At 73.1% G+C, this 21,240-nt stretch carries 24 protein-coding genes; 19 read left to right on the top strand and 5 right to left on the bottom strand.

Going from position 1 to position 21,240, the window contains the following annotated elements:
- The first annotated feature begins 19 nt into the window (after nucleotides 1–19).
- The 11 genes from arcC (at nucleotide 20) to AB0C84_RS36380 (ending at nucleotide 10,210) form a co-directional block, all read left to right on the top strand.
- Nucleotides 20–955, top strand: a complete 936-nt coding sequence (gene arcC / locus AB0C84_RS36430) for a carbamate kinase (RefSeq protein WP_361075136.1) — start codon at nucleotides 20–22, stop codon at nucleotides 953–955.
- Nucleotides 952–2,418, top strand: a complete 1,467-nt coding sequence (locus AB0C84_RS36425; RefSeq protein ID WP_361075134.1) for an amino acid permease — start codon at nucleotides 952–954, stop codon at nucleotides 2,416–2,418. The genes arcC and AB0C84_RS36425 overlap by 4 nt, the downstream gene beginning before the upstream one ends.
- Nucleotides 2,411–3,478 (top strand): universal stress protein, encoded by a 1,068-nt coding sequence (locus AB0C84_RS36420; RefSeq protein ID WP_361075132.1) that lies wholly within the window; start codon nucleotides 2,411–2,413, stop codon nucleotides 3,476–3,478. Before AB0C84_RS36425 ends, AB0C84_RS36420 begins: the two co-directional genes overlap by 8 nt.
- A 116-nt stretch (nucleotides 3,479–3,594) precedes the next feature.
- A complete protein-coding gene (locus AB0C84_RS36415; protein ID WP_361075168.1) occupies nucleotides 3,595–4,401 on the top strand; it encodes a metalloregulator ArsR/SmtB family transcription factor in 807 nt (268 codons plus the stop codon).
- Entirely contained in the window at nucleotides 4,398–5,810 is a 1,413-nt protein-coding gene (gene sufB / locus AB0C84_RS36410; RefSeq protein ID WP_179841806.1) for a Fe-S cluster assembly protein SufB, read from the top strand. The genes AB0C84_RS36415 and sufB overlap by 4 nt, the downstream gene beginning before the upstream one ends.
- Nucleotides 5,810–6,946 carry a Fe-S cluster assembly protein SufD gene (gene sufD / locus AB0C84_RS36405; protein WP_361075130.1) on the top strand — a complete coding sequence of 379 codons (1,137 nt, stop codon included), beginning with the start codon at nucleotides 5,810–5,812 and terminating at the stop codon, nucleotides 6,944–6,946. The genes sufB and sufD overlap by 1 nt, the downstream gene beginning before the upstream one ends.
- Entirely contained in the window at nucleotides 6,943–7,260 is a 318-nt protein-coding gene (locus AB0C84_RS36400; protein WP_179841804.1) for a non-heme iron oxygenase ferredoxin subunit, read from the top strand. The genes sufD and AB0C84_RS36400 overlap by 4 nt, the downstream gene beginning before the upstream one ends.
- Nucleotides 7,261–7,284: 24 nt before the next feature.
- Entirely contained in the window at nucleotides 7,285–8,049 is a 765-nt protein-coding gene (sufC, locus tag AB0C84_RS36395; RefSeq protein WP_361075128.1) for a Fe-S cluster assembly ATPase SufC, read from the top strand.
- Nucleotides 8,046–9,320: a cysteine desulfurase gene (locus tag AB0C84_RS36390; RefSeq protein WP_179841802.1), complete on the top strand. Its 1,275-nt coding sequence runs from the start codon at nucleotides 8,046–8,048 to the stop codon at nucleotides 9,318–9,320. The genes sufC and AB0C84_RS36390 overlap by 4 nt, the downstream gene beginning before the upstream one ends.
- A 54-nt stretch (nucleotides 9,321–9,374) precedes the next feature.
- Nucleotides 9,375–9,833, top strand: coding sequence for a Fe-S cluster assembly sulfur transfer protein SufU (gene sufU, locus AB0C84_RS36385; protein ID WP_179841801.1), 459 nt, complete (start codon nucleotides 9,375–9,377; stop codon nucleotides 9,831–9,833).
- Nucleotides 9,830–10,210, top strand: a complete 381-nt coding sequence (locus AB0C84_RS36380) for a metal-sulfur cluster assembly factor (RefSeq protein ID WP_361075126.1) — start codon at nucleotides 9,830–9,832, stop codon at nucleotides 10,208–10,210. Before sufU ends, AB0C84_RS36380 begins: the two co-directional genes overlap by 4 nt.
- A gap of 95 nt (nucleotides 10,211–10,305) precedes the next feature.
- Here the strand turns inward: AB0C84_RS36380 and AB0C84_RS36375 are convergent, their stop codons facing one another.
- Both AB0C84_RS36375 and AB0C84_RS36370 read right to left on the bottom strand, forming a co-directional pair.
- A complete protein-coding gene (locus AB0C84_RS36375; protein WP_338743471.1) occupies nucleotides 10,306–10,719 on the bottom strand; it encodes a hypothetical protein in 414 nt (137 codons plus the stop codon).
- Between the two features lie 108 nt (nucleotides 10,720–10,827).
- A complete protein-coding gene (locus tag AB0C84_RS36370) occupies nucleotides 10,828–11,403 on the bottom strand; it encodes a hypothetical protein (protein WP_361075124.1) in 576 nt (191 codons plus the stop codon).
- A 155-nt stretch (nucleotides 11,404–11,558) separates the two neighbouring features.
- On the opposite strand from AB0C84_RS36370, the gene AB0C84_RS36365 reads away from it, so the two are divergent.
- Both AB0C84_RS36365 and AB0C84_RS36360 read left to right on the top strand, forming a co-directional pair.
- Nucleotides 11,559–12,734, top strand: coding sequence for a histidine kinase (locus AB0C84_RS36365; protein WP_361075122.1), 1,176 nt, complete (start codon nucleotides 11,559–11,561; stop codon nucleotides 12,732–12,734).
- Nucleotides 12,735–12,751: 17 nt separating this feature from the next.
- Nucleotides 12,752–13,408: a response regulator transcription factor gene (locus AB0C84_RS36360; RefSeq protein WP_361075166.1), complete on the top strand. Its 657-nt coding sequence runs from the start codon at nucleotides 12,752–12,754 to the stop codon at nucleotides 13,406–13,408.
- A gap of 37 nt (nucleotides 13,409–13,445) precedes the next feature.
- On the opposite strand, the gene AB0C84_RS36355 is transcribed toward AB0C84_RS36360, so the two are convergent.
- Together AB0C84_RS36355 and AB0C84_RS36350 are read right to left on the bottom strand one after the other, a co-directional pair.
- Nucleotides 13,446–14,603, bottom strand: a complete 1,158-nt coding sequence (locus AB0C84_RS36355; protein WP_361075120.1) for an EAL domain-containing protein — start codon at nucleotides 14,601–14,603, stop codon at nucleotides 13,446–13,448.
- Nucleotides 14,604–14,698: 95 nt separating this feature from the next.
- A complete protein-coding gene (locus AB0C84_RS36350) occupies nucleotides 14,699–15,094 on the bottom strand; it encodes an ABC transporter permease (protein ID WP_179841796.1) in 396 nt (131 codons plus the stop codon).
- A 67-nt stretch (nucleotides 15,095–15,161) separates the two neighbouring features.
- On the opposite strand from AB0C84_RS36350, the gene AB0C84_RS36345 reads away from it, so the two are divergent.
- Genes AB0C84_RS36345 through AB0C84_RS36335 form a run of 3 tightly spaced genes read left to right on the top strand, consistent with a single transcriptional unit; the run spans nucleotide 15,162 to nucleotide 17,217 of the window.
- Nucleotides 15,162–15,800: an AIM24 family protein gene (locus tag AB0C84_RS36345; protein ID WP_312878891.1), complete on the top strand. Its 639-nt coding sequence runs from the start codon at nucleotides 15,162–15,164 to the stop codon at nucleotides 15,798–15,800.
- Nucleotides 15,800–16,453 carry an AIM24 family protein gene (locus AB0C84_RS36340; RefSeq protein WP_258939949.1) on the top strand — a complete coding sequence of 218 codons (654 nt, stop codon included), beginning with the start codon at nucleotides 15,800–15,802 and terminating at the stop codon, nucleotides 16,451–16,453. The genes AB0C84_RS36345 and AB0C84_RS36340 overlap by 1 nt, the downstream gene beginning before the upstream one ends.
- A 2-nt stretch (nucleotides 16,454–16,455) precedes the next feature.
- Nucleotides 16,456–17,217, top strand: a complete 762-nt coding sequence (locus AB0C84_RS36335; RefSeq protein WP_149258191.1) for an AIM24 family protein — start codon at nucleotides 16,456–16,458, stop codon at nucleotides 17,215–17,217.
- A 45-nt stretch (nucleotides 17,218–17,262) separates the two neighbouring features.
- Here the strand turns inward: AB0C84_RS36335 and AB0C84_RS36330 are convergent, their stop codons facing one another.
- Nucleotides 17,263–18,060, bottom strand: a complete 798-nt coding sequence (locus AB0C84_RS36330) for a VOC family protein (protein WP_361075117.1) — start codon at nucleotides 18,058–18,060, stop codon at nucleotides 17,263–17,265.
- Nucleotides 18,061–18,331: 271 nt separating this feature from the next.
- Here AB0C84_RS36330 and AB0C84_RS36325 point away from each other — a divergent pair, with 271 nt between their 5' ends.
- From AB0C84_RS36325 to AB0C84_RS36315, 3 genes are all read left to right on the top strand, one after another.
- Nucleotides 18,332–19,930, top strand: a complete 1,599-nt coding sequence (locus AB0C84_RS36325) for an ABC-F family ATP-binding cassette domain-containing protein (protein ID WP_179841792.1) — start codon at nucleotides 18,332–18,334, stop codon at nucleotides 19,928–19,930.
- 116 nt (nucleotides 19,931–20,046) lie between these two features.
- On the top strand, nucleotides 20,047–20,259 hold the full coding sequence (locus AB0C84_RS36320; RefSeq protein WP_021596738.1) for a helix-turn-helix domain-containing protein: 213 nt from the start codon (nucleotides 20,047–20,049) through the stop codon (nucleotides 20,257–20,259).
- A 146-nt stretch (nucleotides 20,260–20,405) separates the two neighbouring features.
- Nucleotides 20,406–21,233, top strand: a complete 828-nt coding sequence (locus tag AB0C84_RS36315) for an enoyl-CoA hydratase/isomerase family protein (protein ID WP_361075115.1) — start codon at nucleotides 20,406–20,408, stop codon at nucleotides 21,231–21,233.
- The last annotated feature ends 7 nt before the right edge of the window (nucleotides 21,234–21,240 follow it).

The raw sequence follows: 21,240 nt of genomic DNA, 5'->3' as shown, positions 1-21,240 counted from the left end.
CCGGGGAGGGGGAGAACGCATGCGCGTGGTCGTCGCGCTCGGAGGGAACGCGCTGGTCAAGCGGGGGCAGACGCCCGACGCCGAGCTCCAGCGCGCAAACGTCGACCGGGCCGTGCGGTCGCTGGCGCCGCTCGCCGAGCGGCACGAGCTGATCATCACGCACGGGAACGGCCCGCAGGTCGGGGTGCTGGCGCTGGAGAGCGTCAACGACCCGAACCTGACCCGGCCCTACCCGCTGGACACGATCGGCGCCGAGACCCAGGGCATGATCGGCTACTGGATGCTCCAGGCGCTGCAGAACGCGCTGCCCGGCCGCCAGGTGATGGCGATGATCAACCAGACGCTGGTGTCGGCGGTGGACCCGGCGTTCCAGAAGCCCACCAAGTTCGTCGGCCAGGTCTACGAGCGGGAGGAGGCGGAGAAGCTCGCCGCCGAGTACGGCTGGACCGTCCGGCCCGACGGCGACCGCTGGCGCCGCGTGGTGCCGTCCCCGCGGCCGCAGCGGGTGATCGAGACGCGGCTGATCAGGGAGCTGGTCCGGCTCGGCACGGTGGTGGTGTGCGCGGGCGGCGGAGGAGTCCCGGTCTTCCGCAACGACGTGGGGCGGCTGGAGGGCGTCGAGGCGGTGGTCGACAAGGACCTCACCGCGGCCGTCCTCGCCGAGAGCATGGACGCCGACGCGCTGCTCATCCTCACCGACGTGCCCCGCGTGATGCGCGGCTTCGGCACGCCGCGGCAGGAGGAGATCACCCACACGACGCCGTACGAGCTGCGCGGCGAGGAGTTCCCCGCCGGGTCGATGGGCCCGAAGGTCGAGGCGGCGGTGGGCTTCGTCGAGCGGACGGGCGACATGGCCGCGATCGGGATGCTCGACCAGTGCGAGCGCATCCTGGAGGGGACCGCGGGGACGATCGTCACCCCGAACGCCACCTGGCCGCTGGCGAGCACCCTGTGACCGCGGGGAGCGCGCCGGAGGGCTTCGCGCGCAGCCTGCTGCGGACCAAGCCCGTCGACCTCATCGTCGCCGAGGGCGGGCACGGCGAGGGCGGCGAGCTGAGGCGCACGATGAGCCTGCTCCAGCTCACCCTGTTCAGCGTCGGCGCGACCCTCGGCACCGGCATCTTCGTCGTCCTCGGCGAGGCGGTCCCGCTGGCGGGGCCCGCCGTGGTGCTGTCGTTCGTCCTCGCCGCCGTCACCGCCCTGTTCTCGGCGCTGTCGTACGCCGAGCTGGCCGGCACCATCCCCGTGTCGGGCTCGTCCTACTCCTACGCCTACGCGACGCTGGGCGAGCTGGTCGCGTGGGTCTGCGGCTGGTGCCTGCTGCTGGAGTACGCCGTGTCGGTGTCGGCCGTGGCGGTCGGCTGGGGCTCCTACCTCAACGCCTTCCTCGACGGCGCGGCGGGCTTCACGATCCCGGCGCAGGTCAGCAACCCGCCGGGGGAGGGCGGCCTGGTCAACGTCCCCGCGGTGATCGTGGTGCTGTTCGCCACGGTGCTGCTGCTGCGCGGCACGTCCGAGAGCGCCGCCGCGAACACGGTCATGGTGTTCCTCAAGATCGGAGTGCTGCTGTTCTTCTGCGCGATCGCCTTCACGGCGTTCCGGGCGGGGAACATGGCCCCGTTCGCGCCGATGGGGTGGGCGGGCATCAGTGCGGCGGGCTCCAAGGTGTTCTTCTCCTACATCGGCTTCGACGCCGCCTCCACCGCCGGCGAGGAGGCCCGGAACCCGCGCCGGGACCTGCCCCTGGCGATCATCTTCTCGCTGGCCATCGTGACCGCCCTCTACGTCCTGGTCGGGCTCGCCGCGGTCGGCGCCATGCACTGGACGCGGTTCTCGCTCAGCGGCTCCGAGGCCTCCCTGGCGCAGGTGCTGGACTCGGTGAGCGGGCGGGCGTGGCCGTCGGTGGTCCTGTCGCTGGGCGCCGTGATCGCCATCGCCAGCGTCGTGCTCACCGTCATGTACGGGCAGACCCGCATCCTGTTCGCGATGTCGAGGGACGGGCTCGTCCCGCACGTCTTCCAGAAGGTGAGCCCGCGGCGCCGCGTGCCGGTCGCCAACACCGTCATCGTGGCGGCGTTCATCGCGCTCCTCGCCGCGGTGATCCCGCTCGGCCGGCTGGTCGACGCCACCAGCATCGGGACGCTGTTCGCGTTCGCCCTGGTCAGCGTCGGCGTGATCATCCTGCGCCGCACCCGGCCGGAGCTTCCGCGCAGCTTCCGCGCGCCGCTGTACCCGGTGACGCCGCTGCTCGGCATCGCACTGTGCGTGTACCTGATGGTCGGTCTCGGCGGTGTCACCTGGACCGTCTTCGCGATCTGGACCGCCGTGGGCCTGGCCGCCTACTTCCTTTACGGCCGCCGCCATTCGCGCCTGGCCGCCCGCAACGCAGGGCCCATCGGAGGGAGCCCGCATGAGTGAACCGAACGGCACCGAAGCGAACGGCACCGAACCGCGCGGCGGCGAGCCGGGGGGCGGGGGACCGAACGGGCTGCGCGTGGTCGTCGGGTACTCGCCCGACGAGCGCGGCGACGACGCCCTGGCCCTGGCCGCGCTGATCCGGTCGGCGGACCGGTCGAGCCGGCTCGCGCCGCTGACGGTCGTCAACGTCCATCCGCCCGCCTGGCCCGCGCGCAGCCCCGCCTCGGTGGACGCCGAATGGGTCGCCTACCTCAGGGGGCAGGCGGAGGAGGCACTGGCCGGGGCCGCCGCGCGGCTCGGCGAGCTCCAGGTGCCGCGCTCGGAGCTGGACCTGCGGGTGCGCGCCCACCGGGGCAGCGGGCGCGGCCTCATCGAGGCCGCGCGGGAGGTGGGCGCCGACCTCGTCGTCATCGGCTCGGCGCCGGGAGGCCGCCGCGGCCGGATCGCCATCGGCAGCACCGCCGACCAGCTCCTGCACGACTCGCCCGTGCCGGTCATGCTGGCGCCGCGCGGGTACGCCGAGGAGTCGCTGCACCACCACCGGATGCTGGGGCCCGACCGGTCGGCGCGGCGGCTGGAGCGGATGACGGTGGCGTTCTGGCCGCGCCGCGACGTCGAGGGTCCGCTGCTGGCCGCCGCCGCGCTCGCGCAGACGCTGGGCCTGCCGATGCGGCTGCTGACGCTGGTGGTGCGCCCGGCGGCCCTCGCGGCCAGGCTCGGCGGGGTCGCCGGCGCGCTGGAACGCCAGGTCGCCCAGGCCGACGAGGACCTGCGGGACGCCGCGGGCCTGCTCGGGGCGCGCCTGGGGGACGGGATGCCGGTGGAGCGGCTCGCGGAGGTCGGGACCGGGGTCGCGGGGACCCTGGACGCCGTCGATATGCTGCCGGGCGAGATCGTCGCCTGCCTGCCCGGCCGTCACGGGCCGCTGCGCAAGGTGTTCCTCGGGGAGGGGTCCGGCAAGATCGTCCGGGCCGCGCCGTGTCCGGTGCTGGTGCTTCCGCGCGGGACCGGTGCGGGGCAGGGCGAGTCCCCCGCCGGCGAGGAAGCCCAGCTTAGGTAAGGCTTACCTGCGTGAGCTACGACATCGGCGAACCGGTGTTTCGCGGGAAGTAATTACGGCACACTGATGTTGTGAAAAACGTGGGCGAGGATCAGACGAGCACCGGGGGCGCCACCGTGCGCCCCGTCGGCGTGCCGTCCGGCCAGCCCGAGCGCGACACCCGCGCCCGGGTGGCCAGGCTGATCCTCGAGCACGGCCCCGTCACCGCGTCCACGCTCGGGGAGCGCGTCGGCCTCACGCCGGCCGCGATCCGGCGGCACCTGGACGCGCTGCTGGCCGAGGGCATGATCGAGGTCCGCAAGGCGCGGGTGCCGCAGTCCCGGCGCGGCCGGGGCCGTCCCGCCAAGTGGTTCGCCATCACCGACGCCGGGCGCAGCGCCTTCGTGCACGCCTACGACGATCTGGCGACCAGCGCCCTGCGGTTCCTCGCCGAGACGGCCGGCGACCACGCGGTCGCCGAGTTCGCCCGGCGGCAGATCGCCGACCTGGAGCGCCGGTACCGGCCCGTCGTGCAGGACGCACCGCCCCACCAGCGGGTCCGCACGCTCGCCGAGGCCCTGTCGGGGGACGGCTACGCGGCCGCCGCCGCCAAGGCGCCCCAGCCGGGCGGCGGCGAGCAGCTGTGCCAGCACCACTGCCCTGTCGCGCACGTCGCGGCGGAGTTCCCCCAGCTGTGCGAGGCCGAGACCGAGGCGTTCAGCCGCCTGCTGGGCACTCCCGTTCAGCGGCTCGCCACGATCGCGCACGGCGACGGCATCTGCACCACCCACGTCAGCTCCCGCTCGCTGTGCGGGGCCGGCGACACCGGCGAGGGCGGCGCCCGCGCCGCGCACGCCGCCCCTGGCGGGGACACGGCGGACGCGGGGGCGTCCGCCGGAACGCATCTGACCAGTGACGAGGAGTCCGGAGGGACCTCCCTATGACTACGGCAGCCCACCCGGAGCTCGAAGGGCTCGACAGGTACAAGTTCGGCTGGGCCGACTCGGACGCGGCCGGCGCCTCGGCGCGCCGAGGCCTGAACGAGGACGTCGTCCGCGACATCTCGGGCAAGAAGAACGAGCCCGAGTGGATGCTCGACCTGCGCCTCAAGGGGCTGCGGCTGTTCAGCAAGAAGCCGATGCCCACCTGGGGCTCGGACCTGACGGGCATCGACTTCGAGAACATCAAGTACTTCGTGCGCTCCACGGAGCAGCAGGCCACGTCCTGGGAGGAACTCCCCGAGGACATCAAGAACACCTACGACAAGCTCGGCATCCCCGAGGCGGAGAAGCAGCGCCTCATCGCCGGCGTCGCCGCCCAGTACGAGTCGGAGGTCGTCTACCACAAGATCCGCGAGGACCTTGAGGAGAAGGGCGTCATCTTCGTTGACACCGACACCGGCCTGCGCGAGCACCCGGAGATCTTCCAGGAGTACTTCGGCTCGGTGATCCCGGTCGGCGACAACAAGTTCGCCGCGCTCAACACCGCCGTGTGGTCGGGCGGCTCGTTCATCTACGTCCCGCCGGGCGTGCACGTGGAGATCCCGCTCCAGGCCTACTTCCGGATCAACACCGAGAACATGGGCCAGTTCGAGCGGACGCTGATCATCGCCGACGAGGGCTCCTACGTCCACTACGTCGAGGGCTGCACCGCCCCGATCTACAAGTCCGACTCGCTGCACTCGGCCGTCGTGGAGATCGTCGTGAAGAAGGACGCCCGCGTCCGCTACACGACGATCCAGAACTGGTCCAACAACGTCTACAACCTGGTGACCAAGCGCGCCGTCGCCTACGAGGGCGCCACCATGGAGTGGGTCGACGGCAACATCGGCTCCAAGGTCACCATGAAGTACCCGGCGATCTACCTGCTCGGCGAGCACGCCAAGGGCGAGACCCTGTCGATCGCGTTCGCGGGCGAGGACCAGCACCAGGACGCCGGCGCGAAGATGGTGCACGCCGCGCCGAACACCTCCAGCAGCATCATCTCCAAGTCGGTGGCGCGCGGCGGAGGCCGCACGTCCTACCGCGGCCTGGTGCAGATCCAGGAGGGGGCCGAGCACAGCAAGTCCACGGTCAAGTGCGACGCGCTGCTGGTCGACCAGATCAGCCGCTCCGACACCTACCCCTACGTCGACGTCCGCGAGGACGACGTGGAGATGGGCCACGAGGCCACCGTCTCCAAGGTGTCCGAGCAGCAGCTGTTCTACCTGATGAGCCGCGGCCTCACCGAGGACGAGGCGATGGCGATGATCGTGCGCGGGTTCGTCGAGCCGATCGCGCGCGAGCTGCCGATGGAGTACGCCCTGGAGCTGAACCGGCTCATCGAGCTGCAGATGGAAGGAGCCGTCGGCTGATGGGGCTGGAGCAGAAGCCTCTCTCGACGCTGCACGAGAAGGCGTCCTACGAGGTCGCCGACTTCGACGTGCCCACGGGCCGCGAGGAGGAGTGGCGGTTCACCCCGCTGCGGCGCCTGCGCGGCCTGCACAACGGCACGGCGGAGGACGGCGGCAAGGTCCTGCTGGAGGTCGAGGCGGCGCCCGAGGTGACCGTCGAGACCGTCGGCCGCGACGACGAGCGCCTCGGCAGGGCCTACGTCCCCGCCGACCGGGTCAGCGCCCAGGCGTGGACCTCCTTCACCCAGGCCACGGTCGTGACCGTCCCGAAGGAGACCGCCGCCTCGGCGCCGACGGTGCTGCGGCTGCGCGGCGAGGACGCCTCGGCCGCCGCCTACGGGCACACCACCGTCGTCCTGGAGCCCTTCGCCGAGGCCACCGTCGTGCTGGCGCACCACGGGTCGGCGACCTACGCCGACAACGTCGAGTTCGTCGTCGGCGACGGCGCCCGCCTCTCGGTGATCAGCCTGCAGGACTGGGCGGACGACGGCGTCCACGTCTCCCACCAGCACGCCCGGCTCGGCCGCGACGCCCGGTTCGTCTCGCACAACGTCTCGCTCGGCGGCGACGTCGTGCGGATCTCCCCGTCCGTCGCCTACGAGGGGCCCGGCGGCGACGCCGAGCTGTACGGGGTGTACTTCGTCGACGGCGGCCAGCACCTGGAGCACCGCCTCCTGGTCGACCACGCCGTCCCGCACTGCCGCAGCCGCGTCGACTACCGCGGCGCCCTGCAGGACCGGGACGCGCACGCCGTCTGGATCGGCGACGTGATCATCCGTGCGGAGGCCGAGGGCACCGACACCTACGAGCTGAACCGCAACCTCGTGCTCACCGACGGGACGCGGGTCGACTCGGTGCCGAACCTGGAGATCCTCACCGGCGAGGTCGCCGGCGCCGGGCACGCCTCGGCGTCCGGGCGGCTCGACGACGAGCACCTGTTCTACCTCCAGGCGCGCGGCATCACCTTCGACCAGGCGCGCCGCATGGTGGTCCGGGGCTTCCTCGGCCAGCTCATCGAGCGCATCGAGGTCGCCGAGGTGCGCGAGAAGGTGCGCGAGGCGATCGAGGCGGAACTGGACCAGGGAGCGGCCACGTGACCTACGTGAAGGTCTGCGCCCTGGACGAGGTCCCCGCCGACGGGGCGCTCGGCGTCGAGGTCGACGACACGCCCGTCGTCATCGCGCGGAGCGGCGGCGACGTGTTCGCGCTGAACGACATCTGCTCGCACGCCGAGGTCTCGCTCTCCGAGGGCGAGGTCTACAACGGCACCATCGAGTGCTGGCTGCACGGGTCCTGCTTCGACCTGCGCAGCGGCAAGCCCACCAACCCGCCGGCCACGCAGCCGGTCGCCACCTACAAGGTCAGGGTCGAGGACGGCGAGGTCTACGTCTCGCTCGCCGGCGACGACTGACCGCACGACGAAGGACTACACGCAATGGCCACGCTTGAGATCCGCGACCTCCACGTCTCCGTCGGCGACGGCTCCGACGGAGCGAAGGAGATCCTGCGCGGGGTCGACCTGACCGTGAAGGCCGGCGAGACCCACGCGATCATGGGGCCGAACGGCTCCGGCAAGTCCACCCTCGCCTACGCGGTCGCCGGCCACCCGAAGTACGCGGTGACGTCCGGCTCCGTCACGCTGGACGGCGAGGACGTCCTGGCCATGACGGTCGACGAGCGCGCCCGCGCCGGGCTGTTCCTGGCGATGCAGTACCCGGTCGAGGTGCCCGGCGTCTCGGTGTCCAACTTCCTGCGCTCGGCCGTGACCGCCGTGCGCGGCGAGGCCCCGAAGCTGCGCGAGTTCTCCAAGGAGATGAAGGCCGCGATGGACGCCCTGTCCATCGACCCGGCGTTCGCGCAGCGCAGCCTGAACGAGGGCTTCTCCGGCGGTGAGAAGAAGCGGCACGAGATCCTGCAGCTGGAGATGCTGAAGCCGAAGGTCGCCGTGCTGGACGAGACCGACTCCGGTCTCGACGTCGACGCGCTCAAGGTCGTCTCCGAGGGCGTCAACCGGTTCGCCTCCGGTGACACCGGCGTCCTGCTCATCACCCACTACACGCGCATCCTGCGCTACGTGAAGCCCGACTTCGTGCACGTGTTCGCCGGCGGCCGCGTCGTGGCCGAGGGCGGGCCCGAGCTGGCCGACGAGCTGGAGAACGAGGGCTACGAGAAGTACGTGAAGGCGGGCGCTTCCCTATGAGCGGATCAGGGAGCCTTCTGCCCGAGGAGCTGAAGAAGGACTTCCCGCTGCTGCGGCGCACGGTCCGCGGCGGGCGCCCGCTGGTGTACCTCGACTCGGGGGCGACCTCGCAGAAGCCCGTCCGGGTGCTGGACGCCGAGCGGGAGTTCTACGAGCGGCACAACGCGGCGCCGCACCGCGGGGCGCACCTGCTCGCCGAGGAGGCGACGGAGGCCTACGAGAACGCCCGCGCCTCCATCGCCCGGTTCGTCGGCGCGACGCCCGGCGAGATCGTGTTCACGAAGAACGCCACCGAGGGCATCAACCTGGTCGCCTACGCGATGAGCAACGCGGCCACCGCCGGCCCCGAGGCCGAGCGGTTCGCCGTCGGGCCCGGCGACGAGATCGTGGTGTCGGAGATGGAGCACCACGCCAACCTCGTCCCGTGGCAGCAGCTCTGCCGGCGGACGGGCGCCACCCTGCGCTGGTTCGGCATCACCGACGAGGGCCGCCTCGACCTGGACGACCTCGACGGCATCGTCAACGAGCGCACGAAGATCGTCGCGCTGACGCACCAGTCGAACGTGCTCGGCACCGTCCCGCCCGTCGAACGGATCGTGGAGCGTGCCCACGCCGTCGGAGCGCTCGTCCTGCTGGACGCCGCGCAGTCGGTGCCGCACCAGCCCGTGGACGTGGCCCGGCTCGGCGCCGACTTCCTGGTGTTCTCCGGCCACAAGATGCTCGGCCCGACCGGCATCGGCGTGCTGTGGGGGCGCGGTGAACTGCTGGAGGCCATGCCGCCGTTCATCACCGGCGGCTCCATGATCGAGGTCGTCCGCATGGAGGAGACCACGTTCATGCCGCCGCCGCAGCGGTTCGAGGCGGGCGTCCCGATGACCGCGCAGGCGGTCGGGCTGGGCGTGGCCTGCGACTACCTCGCCGAGATCGGCATGGACCGCGTGCAGGCCCACGAGGAGGCCCTGGTCGGCTACTCGCTGGAGCGGCTCGGCGAGATCCCCGGCGTCCGCGTCATCGGCCCCGGCACCACCGAGGCCCGCGGCGGCGCCGTGTCGTTCACCGTCGACGGCATCCACCCGCACGACGTCGGGCAGGTCCTGGACGAGCTGGGCGTCGAGGTCCGCGTAGGCCACCACTGCGCGTGGCCGATCTGCCGCCGCTTCGGCATCCCGGCGACCACCCGCGCGACGTTCTACCTCTACAACACCCTCGGCGACGTGGACGCGCTCGCCGACGGGGTGAGGCAGGCGCAGAAGTTCTTCGGCACCGCCTGAGGAACACGACGTGCCGCGCCCAGGTTGTAGCGAGAAAGGTTTGGAAGGGACGCCATGCAGCTGGAGGCGATGTACCAGGAGGTCATCCTGGACCACTACCGCAACCCCCTGCACAAGGGGCTGCGGGAGCCGTACGAGGGGGAGGCGCACCACGTCAACCCCACGTGCGGCGACGAGGTGACGCTGCGCGTCCACCTGGAGGGCGAGGGCCAGGACGCCACGGTCGCCGACGTGTCCTATGACGCCATGGGCTGCTCGATCAGCCAGGCCAGCGCCTCGGTGATGTCCGACCTGCTGATCGGCAAGTCCGTCAAGGAGGGGATGGCGGTCGGCGAGGAGTTCCTGGCGCTGATGCAGTCCCGCGGCCAGGACGTCGCGCCCGACGAGGACGTCCTGGAGGACGCCGTCGCCTTCGCCGGGGTCTCGAAGTACCCCGCCCGGATCAAATGCGCCCTGCTCGCCTGGATGGCGTGGAAGGACGCGACCGCCCGCGCACTCGGAGAGGCACCATGACCGACACGCCCGCGACCGAAACGCCCGCCCAGGAGACGCCCGACGCCGAGGCGCCCGCGACCGCCGCCCCCTCCGAGGAGGAGGCGGAGATCCTGGAGGCCCTCAAGGACGTCGTCGACCCCGAGCTCGGCATCAACGTCGTCGATCTCGGCCTGGTGTACGGCGTCGACCTGACGGACGAGGTCGCCACCCTGGACATGACGCTCACCAGCGCGGCCTGCCCGCTCACCGACGTGATCGAGGACCAGGCGCACAGCGCGCTGGAGGGCCTCGCCAAGGACGTCAAGATCAACTGGGTCTGGCTGCCGCCGTGGGGTCCCGACAAGATCACCGACGAGGGCCGCGACCAGCTCCGCGCCCTCGGCTTCAACGTCTGACCCGCACCACGCCGTGAGGCTGACCCGCACCATGCCGTGAGGCCGCGCCCCGCCCGGGCGCGGCCTCACGCGTGCGTGGCCGGCGCGGCCACCGGTCAGGACCGGTTGTGCAGGTCGCGGCCCGCCTGGTAGATCCGGCCGTTCCCGGACGCGGTCGCGTTCTGGGTGATCGTCCGGGCCCGGTCGCGCTCGTCCTCGGGCAGCAGGGGGCCGAGCTCCTCGTCCACGAGCCGCCGCAGTTCGGCGCCGATCCGCGGGTCGGCGGCCAGCAGCCTGCGCAGCCGGCGCTCCCAGTCGGCCACCAGGCCGTCCTCGGCCGCCCGGTCGCCGGACTCACGCGCCGCGAGGACCTCCTCGCGCACGGCCTCCAGCTCGCCCTCGACGGCCGGCGCGTCGGCGGGCCTGGCCCGGCGCCACAGCGCGACCACCGCGGCCCGGCCCTGCTGCCACCCGTCCGTCGCCATCGCCCCGACCACGGCGGTCGCCGCGGCCAGCACCAGTGGGTCCATCCCGGCCCCTTTCCGCTCGATCACCGCCATGGGACACCGCGCCCGTGCGCTCGGGCAAGCGAGGCCGCGAACGTGGCCGCCGTCGGCCGCTTCCAGGACGGGCGGTCGTCACTCCGGCCGGGCCCGCCCGGCGGAGTCGTGGGCGGCGCCGTCCCGCGGTTTGGGCGGCCAGAGGGTGGTCGTGACCGGCCACAGGAACCAGATCGCCAGGACGAATCCGAGGCGCCCCAGCCAGGCGTCGAGGGCCCGCGTGCGGTCGGCGTCGCCGACCAGGGCGATCATCGCCAGGAGCAGGGCGCAGGCGATGGCCGTGGCGAGGGCGGCCTTGCCGAACTCGCGCCACTCGTGGCGGACGCGCGCCGCTCCGTACTTCGGAGCGCGGGTGGGCGGCGGGCCGCCGGCGAAGCGGTGGGCGAAGCGTTCGTCCGCCCAGCGCGTCATGCTGTGGCCGAAGGCGACCGAGTAGCCGAGGTAGGCCGCCGCCAGCCCGTGGGCCGTGCCGGCGGTCGCGCCGCCGCGCAGGTCGACCGCCGTCGCGGCCAGCAGGACCAGGTCGACCAGCGGGACGCACAGCAGGAGCGCCGCGCCGGTGCGGCGCAGGCGCAGCGGGTAGCGGGCGAGGAGGCCCGCGGCCAGCAGGACCCAGAAGCCGATCTCGCATCCGGCGATCACCGCAAGCAGCACGTGGCATCCCCTCTCGACGGCCGGGATCCCATCGTCGGCCCCGGAACGGGGCGGATCGTCGTCTGCGGTGAGGTTCCGCGGGTCGTCCGAAGGATGTACGCGGGCTCCTCACCGGGGCGGACGAGGCATCGCGGGCGGGATGCTGAGATGGACCCGTGCACAGGCTCCGACGTCTCACCACGCGCCAGGACGCGCTGATCGCCGTCGCCGCGCTCGCCGGCGGTCTGGCGGTGCTCGCGGCGCGCGGGCACACCGTCTGGTCCGACGGCTGGAACCCGCCGTTCCCGGTGCGCCTCGTCCCGCTGCTCGGGCTGTGCGCGGCGATGCCGCTGAGGCGGACGGCGCCACTCACCGGGCTGCTGCTGGCGACGCCGTTCAACGTGGCCGACGTCGCGTTCGGGCCGAGCCTCGCCACCGCGATGATCTACGGGGACGCGCTGTACGCGGCGAGCCTGTACGGGCGGCGCCGGACGGCGGAGTGGCTGCTCGGGGCGACGCTCGCGGGGAGCGCGGCGGTGGCGGTCGCGGCGGCGGTGGCGCTGCGCGGCGTCGCCGCCGGCGTGCTCGGCGCGTCGGTCGCCGGGGTGGTGTGGGTGACGCCGGTGCTGACCGCGATGGCCGTCCGGGAGCACCGGTCCCGCGCCGAGGCGGAGCGGGAGCGCGCCGAGCAGGTCGCGCGGCTGGCCGAGATGGACCGGCGGGCCGCGGTGACCGCCGAGCGCGCCCGGATGGCCCGCGAGCTGCACGACGTGATCGCCAACCACCTGAGCGCGGTCGCGCTGCACTCCTCCGCCGTCCTGAAGGTGCGGGGCCTGGACCGGGAGGGGGTGGACCGGGCGATGGAGGTCATCCGGGAGAACAGCGTCCAGGGGCTCGCCGAGATGCGGCGGATGATCGGGCTGCTGCGGGAGGGCGACGGCGCGGACCCGGCGGCCCGGCCGCGGCTGGCGGAGCTGGACCGGCTCGTCCGGCGCACGGGGCGCCCCGACCTGTCGGCGCGGCTGGAGGTCGCCGGGGAGCGGCCCGAGCTGCCGGCGGCGGTCGAGCTGGCCGCCTACCGGATCGTCCAGGAGGCGCTGACGAACGCGCTGAAGCACGCCGGGTCCGGGTGCGCCGACGTGCGGGTGGAGTACGCGGGCGGGCACGTGGTGATCGACGTGCTGAGCCCGCTCGGCCGGGACGGCTCCCGGCTGCCCGGCACCGGCAGCGGCCTGGTCGGGATGCGCGAGCGCGCCGCGATGCTCGCCGGGACGTTCGACGCCGGGCCGGACGCCGGCCGGTGGCGGGTGCACGCCGAGCTGCCGGTCGGCTCGCTGGGCGGCGCGGCGTGAGCGCCGGACCGGGTGGCGTGATCGACGTGCTGGTCGCCGACGACCAGGCGGCGGTGCGGGCGGGGCTGGTGCTGATCCTCGGCGCCGCGCCGGACGTCCGGGTGGTCGGGGAGGCCGCCGACGGGGCCCGGGCGGTGGAGCTGGCCGGCGAGCTGCGGCCCGACGTGGTGCTCATGGACGTCCGCATGCCCGGCCTGGACGGCATCGCCGCCACCCGGCGGATCGCCGGGTTCACCGACGTCCTGGTGCTGACGACGTTCGACATGGACGAGTACGTGTTCGGGGCGCTGCGGGCGGGCGCCGCCGGGTTCCTGCTCAAGGACGTCGACGCCGACGAGCTGGTGCGGGCCGTGCGGACGGTCGCGGCGGGCGAGGGAGTCATCGCCCCCAGGGTCACCCGGCGGCTGATCGGCGCCTTCGCGGCCCGGCCGGCCGCCCCTGCGGAGGTGCCGGGGCTGGCGGAGCTGACCCCGCGCGAGCGCGAGGTGTTCGCCTGCCTGGGGGAGGGGCTGTCCAACGGGCAGATAGCGGCCCGCCTCGCGATGGCCGAGACGACCACCAAGACGCACGTGAGCCGCATCCTCGGCAAGCTCGGGCTCGGCAGCCGCGTCCAGGCGGCCATCCTCGCGCAGGAGGCGGCCGTCACGGGCTTCCCCGGCCTTGATCCACAATAGGGATCATCCGGGACGGGCCAGGCCCGCAGCGGCGATCTCAGCGCGACATGGCCCGGATGAGGTCGGCCACCCGGACGATGCCGAGGCAGCGGCCGACCTCGTCCACCACCACCAGGTCGTCGTAGACGCGCTCGTCCTCGGCGCCCGCGGCCCGCAGCGCGGCGATCGCCGGGACGGTGCGCGGGACCGGCCTCGGCGGGTCGGCGAGCCGCGCGGCGGGCCGTCGCGCGTGCAGGGCGTGCCCGTACGCGCCCGACAGCTGGAGCAGGAAGCGCGTCCGGTCCACGGTGAAGCTCGGGCGCTGCCGCTCGTCCACCAGGACGACGCTGGTGGCGCCGGTCTCGGCGTTGAGCACGGTGAGCACCTCGCCGGCCGTCGCCGTCCGCGGCAGCGTCACCGCGGGGAGGGTGAACTCCGACACCCGCGGCCCGAGCCCGGCGCCGGGACGGGCGGGCGGTTCGCGCTCGCCCGTGACCGGGATGTGCACCGGCATGCCGGGCCGCCAGTCCGGCGGCGCGAGGGCCGGGCCCTGGACGAGCCGGACGCCGGCCTCGCGCAGGTGCAGCACCTGGTCGCGCGTCGTCATGCCCGGAGCGAGGACGTGCGTCTCCAGCCGGTGCGCCAGCTCGACGAGGCTCGCGACGAGCGCCGCGCGGCGCGGGTCGGCGGCCGCCGACCGGGCGAGCCCGGGATCGAGTTTGAGCAGGTAGGAGGCGCCGTCGACCAGCAGGTCGAGCGGGGTGTGCGCGGAGCCGAGGCCGGAGAGCCCGACGAGGTACCCGGCGCGCCGCAGCGCCGACAGCGCGGCGGCGAGGGCCGGGCGCCGCGCGGGCGGGAAGCCCCCGCCGACGCACAGGATGATCTCTTGGGGGCGCCGTCCGGTCTCGCCGAGGCCGCGGTGCAGGCCGTCCAGCAGGTGCCCGCCGCTCGCGAGGGTCTCGGCGCGCAGCCCGATCTGAAGCGGCAGCGGCGTGCGCAGCTCGGCGGCCGCGCGCGCCGCCTCGACCGCGCGCCGCACGTCCCCGGACGCCGGGTCGGGCCGCGCCGGGCCGCCGGACGGGCCGGGCCCCTCGGCCGAACCGGCCGGGGCGGCGTGCGCCTCGACGGCGACGACGGCGCCCGTGCCGAGGTCGACCACGGGGTGGAACACGGCCCGGGCCGGGACGAGCGCGTCGAGGGTGTCGGTGGCGGACACAGGCGCATCATGCCGCGCGCGAGCCCGCGAAACCGCATTTGTCAGGAGAAGTTAACCGACTATTCCCGCAGCTCACACGGCCGGTCGGTGCCCGGTCACAGCCCGCGGCCCCCGGCGACCGCCGACAGCAGGTACGTCACGCCGGCGACGGCCGCCAGCCACACGTAGGCGGTGATGTCGGCGCCGCGCAGCGCCTGCACCACGAGGCCGCCGACGACCGCGACGGTCAGCACGTCGCCCGTCATGGCGGCGGCCCGCAGGTGCGCGCGGGCCCGGGTGCCCGACCCGAACCCCTCACTGAGCGGCAGCGCGGGCTCGTTGCGGCGGTAGGCGAGGTAGGCCGCGTATCCGGCCAGCGCGGCCAGCGTGATGAGGGCCGTCCCGGACCGCCCGTCGGCGGCCAGCACGGCCCCGACCACCACACCGGCGCCCAGGACGAGCCCTGGGACGGCCCACCGGCTGAGACTGCGGCGTTCGGGAGCGATCCACATGTGCTCATCCTTGCCGATCGGCGCACCGGGCGGACCGGCAACGCGCCGGGCTGTATCTTCTCGCTTCGTGGCGCAATTTCGAATGAACGGCTCGAAGATGCTCGCCGTCGACCTGGGCGGCGAGACGATCCGGGCGCTGAACGGCTCGATGGTGGCCTACGAGGGCCAGATGGCGTTCAAGCGGCAGGGCATGACGGGCGGCGAGGGCCTGCGCGGCGCCCTCAAGCGCAGGATCGCCGGCGAGGGCATGACCCTCATGGAGATCACGGGGCAGGGGACGGTCTACCTGGCGAGCGAGGCGACGGAGGTGACGCTCGTCCAGCTCACGGGCGACACCCTGTTCGTGGAGTCGGAGAGCCTCCTCGCGCTCGACGGGAACCTGCAGACGGGCGTGCAGTTCGTCGGCCTGCGGGGGATGGGCACCGGCCAGGGCCTCGCCACCACCAAGGTCGAGGGCCACGGGACGGTGGCGGTCCTGTCGCAGGGCCCGGCCATCGCCCTGGAGGTGACGCCGCAGACGCCGCTGTGCGTCGACCCGCACGCCTACGTCTGCCACCACGGGCGGCTTCAGCAGGACGTGGTCACCGACGTCAACTGGCGGACGGTGATCGGCCAGGGATCGGGGGAGAGCGTGCAGTTCCGGTACCAGGGGCACGGGCTGGTCTACGTCCAGCCGGCCGAGCGCGGCGGGATTCTGGAGATCTGATGCCCGGCTACCAGTCGATCAATTCCAAGATGCTCCAGGTGGCGATCGGGCCGGGGCAGGAGGTCTACAGCAAGCGCGGCGCGATGCTGGCCTACACCGGCCCGGTGTCGTTCGCCCCGAGCACCACGGCGGGGCAGGGCGTCGGCGGCGCCCTCGGACGGGCCGTCGCCGGCGAGCACAGCGCGATGATGCACGTCACCGGCCAGGGCAGCGTCATGTTCGGCCACGGCGGGCTGCATGTGTCCGTCGTCGAGCTGAACGGCGCCGACACCCTGTACGTCGAGGCCGACCGGCTGCTGGTGCACGACGCGACCCTGCAGGTCGGGACCATGTTCATGGGCGAGCAGGGCGGCGTGCGCGGCATCGTGCGCGGCGCGGTCACCGGGCAGGGCCTGTTCACCACGACGCTCACCGGGCACGGCGCGTGCGCGCTGCTGTCGCACGGCGGCGTGATGGAGCTGCCGATCACCCCGCAGCGCCCCGTCCACGTCGACCCGCAGGCGTACGTGGCCCACCGCGGCCAGGTGCAGAACAAGCTCACCACGGCGGTGGGGCTGCGCGACCTCATCGGGCGCGGCTCCGGCGAGGGCTTCCAGCTGGAGCTGAGCGGCTCCGGCGTCGTCTACGTCCAGGCCAGCGAGAGGAAGATCTGACCGTGAGCACGTTCGGGACGCAGACCTGGAACCCCACGACGCTGCCGTCCAACGACAACGTCAACCCCTACGCCTTCAGCGTCGACCTCAACGGGCAGTGGTTCGCGCAGAAGGGCAAGATGATCGCCTACTACGGGCAGATCAGGTTCGAGGCGCTGTCGGCCGGCCCGCTGGACTCCCTCGTCGCGCACACCTTCAACTCCCCGCTGTACGCGCAGGACTGGATCGTCGCGCAGGGGCAGGGCAAGCTCGTCCTCGCCGACCGCGGGTTCGACGTCAACTCCTTCGACCTGGAGGAGGGCAACCTCACCGTCCGGGCGGGGAACCTGCTCGCCTTCGAGCCGGGCCTGGAGCTGAAGCAGTCGATCATCCCCGGGTTCCTGACCCTGATCGGCACGGGGCGGTTCGTCGCCGCCTCCAACGGGCCCGTGCACTTCGTCGAACCGCCGATCCGCGTCGACCCGCAGGCGCTGCTCGGCTGGGCCGACTGCCCGTCGCCGTGCCACCACTACGACCACTCCTACATGCGCGGCGCGTTCGGCGCCGCCCGGATGATCTTCGGGATCGGCGGCTCGTCCGGCGAGGAGCACCAGTTCGACTTCACCGGCCAGGGCACCGTGATGATGCAGTCGTCGGAGGTCGTGATGAACGAGGACGTCCTGCTGCGCGACCTCGAGGGCCAGATCGGGCTGGTCGGCACGTCCGGCCTCCAGCGCCTCCAGCACACGATCACGCAGCGGCTCGCCGCCGAACGCCAGGGCTGACCCCCGGGGCCGGACGGAGCACGTCCGGCCCCGGGCGGCGCCGGCTCAGGACTGCGGCTCCCGCGCGGGCCTCATCACGTTGAACGGGACCCCGAAGGGATCGCGGACGGCGGCCGTCCGCCCGTACGGGGTGTTCTCCGGCTCGGAGTCGGCGGCGCCGCCGCCCGCGCGGACCTTGCGGACCGCCTCGTCGGCGTCGTCGACCGCGAAGTACGTCGCCCAGGACGAGGCGGGGTGCTCGCCTCCGCCGAGGCGGATCTCGGATCCGCCGAAGATGCCGCCGATGTAGCGGCCGTCGCCCGGCCGCTTCAGGAGGGTGTAGTCCATGTCGCCCGGCATCGGCTCCAGCTCGTAGCCGAACACCGCCTTGTAGAACTCCCCGGCCGCCGCCGAGTCGCGTGTGACGAGCTCGTTCCACACGAACGAGCCGGGCTCGTTGACGATCCGCGAGCCCGGGTGGGCGCGGCCCTCCCACAGCCCGAACTGCGCCCCCTGCGGGTCGCGGACGATCGCCATGCGCCCGCGGTCCATGACGTCCATGGCCGGGACGACGATCTCACCGCCGGCGTCGGCGGCGCGCTTCACGAACCCGTCGCAGTCGCCGGCGGCGAAGTAGACCGCCCACCAGTAGACCTCCGCCTCGCCCTCCGGATTGCGCATCATCCCGGCGACGGGCTCGCCGCGCAGGGTGCACAGGTTGTAGTGCCCCGCCTCCGGCCCCGCGTCCTCGAACTGCCAGCCCAAGAGGGTCCCGTAGAACGTCTTGGCGCGGTCGAGGTCGGGGACGCCGATGTCCAGCCAGGCGGGCGTTCCGTCCGGCGCGTTGCTCGTGACGTGCGTCATCTGCCTCACACTCCTCCGTGCCGGGGACCGTGGCCCCGGTGTCGTCCCGCCGCACGCGCCGCCACTTCCCATCCTGGCCCCGCCCTCGGCGTCTACACATCGGCACCGGGCGGGCTCCGCGATGGCCGGGACCGGCCCGGCTTCACGTACACTGGGCGAATGGTTCCGCTCCCGAACTGACAGGCCGCCCAGCGCGCCCCGGTCACAGGACCGCGCGGCGCGCTTCTTCGTGCCTGTCCTCCGAGCCGTCCGTCAGGGGAGCCCTGTCACTGTGATCATCGCGAAAGACATCGAGCTGCGCGCCGGACCCCGGCTGCTGATCGAGGCCGCCAGCTTCCGGGTCAACCCCGGCGACCGGGTCGGCTTCGTCGGCCGCAACGGCGCCGGCAAGACCACCCTCACCAAGGTCCTGGCGGGCGAGGCGCCGCCCGCGCAGGGCGCCGTGACGTCCTCCGGGACCATCGGCTACCTCCCGCAGGACCCCCGCGGCGTCGACCTGGACGAGCTGGCGCGCGACCGGATCCTGTCGGCCCGCGGGCTGGACGAGGTGATCCGCGAGCTGCGCGCCGCCGAGGAGGCGATGGCGACCGCGACGGGCGCCGGGCGCGACAAGGCCGTCCGCCGGTACGGGCGGCTGGAGGAGCGGCTGCACGTCCTCGGCGGCTACAGCGCGGAGGCCGAGGCCGCCTCGATCGCCTCCAGCCTCGGCCTGCCGGACCGTGTCCTGACCCAGCCGCTCGGCACGCTGTCGGGCGGCCAGCGCCGGCGCGTCGAGCTGGCCCGCATCCTGTTCTCCGGCGCCGACACCCTGCTGCTGGACGAGCCCACCAACCACCTGGACGCCGACTCGATCGTCTGGCTGCGCGACTTCCTCAAGGGCCACCAGGGCGGCCTCGTCGTGATCAGCCACGACGTGGAACTGCTGGACGCGGTGGTCAACCGGGTGTTCCACCTGGACGCCAACCGCAGCGTGATCGACATCTACAACGTCGGCTGGAAGAAGTACCTCGACCAGCGCGAGACCGACGAGCGGCGCCGCAAGCGCGAGTCGGCGAACGCGCAGCGGCAGGCGTCGGCGCTGCTGTCGCAGGCCGACAAGATGCGCGCCAAGGCCACCAAGGCCAAGGCGGCCCAGCAGATGGACCGGCGGGCCCGGCAGTTGCTGGCGGGCGTCGAGGGCGAGCGGCAGGCCGACAAGGTGGCCAAAATTCGCTTCCCGGACCCGGCTCCCTGTGGCAAAACTCCCCTCACCGCGGAGGGTTTGTCGAAATCGTACGGATCTTTGGAGATATTCACCGACGTCGACCTGGCCATCGACCGCGGCAGCCGGGTCGTCATTCTGGGCCTGAACGGCGCCGGGAAAACGACGCTTCTGCGGCTGCTGGCGGGGGTCGACAAGGCCGACACCGGAACGGTCGTGGCCGGGCACGGGCTGCGGCTCGGCTACTACGCCCAGGAGCACGAGTTGCTGGAGGTCGAGCGGTCCGTCCTGGAGAACATGCAGTCCGCCGCCCCCGGCATGGCGCCGGTCGAGGTCCGCAAGATCCTCGGCTCGTTCCTGTTCTCCGGCGACGACGTCGACAAGCCCGCCGGGGTGCTGTCCGGCGGCGAGAAGACCAGGCTGGCACTGGCGATGCTCGTGGTCTCCAGCGCCAACGTGCTGCTGCTGGACGAGCCCACGAACAACCTCGACCCGGCGAGCCGCGAGGAGATCCTCGCGGCGCTGCGGACGTTCGCCGGAGCGATCGTCATGGTGACCCACGACGAGGGCGCGGTGGAGGCGCTCGCACCGGAAAGAGTGATTTTGCTCCCCGATGGTGTGGAAGACATCTGGAGTGACGAGTTTGCCGATCTGGTGGCCCTCGCGTGACCTGCGGAGTGACTTCCGCAGATCTTTTCTGGCCGAGTGGGTAGCCGAACCGGCGGGAATGACTGATCATGGCGGGGGATAACGCAGCGGTCACCACATCACTACGGGAGGTACTCGTGGCCGAGACCCTGAAGAAGGGCACCCGCGTGACCGGTGCCGAGCGCGACAAGCTGGCGGCGGACCTGAAGAAGAGGTACGACTCCGGCGAGAGCATCCGCGCCCTGGCAGCCGCCACCGGCCGCTCGTACGGTTTCATCCACCGGATTCTGACCGAGTCCGGCGTCAACCTGCGCGGTCGCGGTGGCGCGACCCGGGGCAAGAAGTCCTGACCGGACACCGGCCCCCGGATGAGCGCACCGCCTGACCCGGCGCCGCGACCGACCGAGTAAGGTTCGGTCGCGGCGGCGGACAGGATTGCGGGTCCCGTCCCGTGGACGGCGGGACGGGACCCGAACGCTCATCGGAAGGAAGACCCATGGGGGACGCGACCACGGCCGGCAGGCCGGAAACGGCCACGGCGCCGGAGAGCTCGGCGCCGGTCCCGCCCGGCCTCGACGAGGCGGGCCTGCGGCTGGACGTGGACGGCGCGGTCGCGACCGTCACCCTGAACCGGCCCGAGCGGCGCAACGCCATGACGTTCGCGACCTGGCGCGGACTCGCCGCGATCGGGCGCTCCCTGCCCGCGGGCGTGCGCGTCGTCGTCCTGCGGGGCGAGGGCCCCTCGTTCTCGGCCGGCATCGACCTCGGCATGTTCTCCGGCGGCGGAGGCGGCGAGGGGTTCACCGACGGCTCCGACGCCGAGGGCACCGACCGCTTCATCGCCGTGCTGCAGGAGGGCTACACCTGGCTGCGGCGCCCCGACATCGTCTCGGTCGCGGCGGTGCACGGGCACGCCATCGGCGCCGGCTTCCAGCTCGCGCTGGCCTGCGACATCCGCGTGATCGCCGAGGACGCCAAGTTCTGCATGAAGGAGCCCGCGCTCGGGCTCGTCCCGGACCTGACCGGCACCAAGCCGCTGGTCGAGCTCGTGGGGGCCGGGCGCGCCCTGGAGCTGTGCCTGACCGCCCGGACGGTGCTCGCCGACGAGGCGGCCCGGATCGGGCTTGCCGAGACCGTCGTCCCGCGCGACGGCCTGGACGGCGCCGTCCGCGACCTGACGGAGGCGCTGCTGGCGGTCAACCCGGGCGCGGCCGCCGCCACCAAGCGGCTGCTGTGGCAGGCCGCGGAGAACACCCTCGACGAGCAGTGCGCCGCCGAGCGCCGCGAGCAGATCGGCCGCCTCCGCGAGGTGTTCGGCTCGTGAGCGGGCG

Source organism: Actinomadura sp. NPDC048955 (assembly GCF_040649435.1).
In the GTDB taxonomy this organism is placed as follows: Bacteria; Actinomycetota; Actinomycetes; order Streptosporangiales; family Streptosporangiaceae; genus Spirillospora; species Spirillospora luteofluorescens.
Note: the sequence above shows the minus strand (reverse complement) of the source record. Positions and strands in the feature narration are given on the sequence as shown.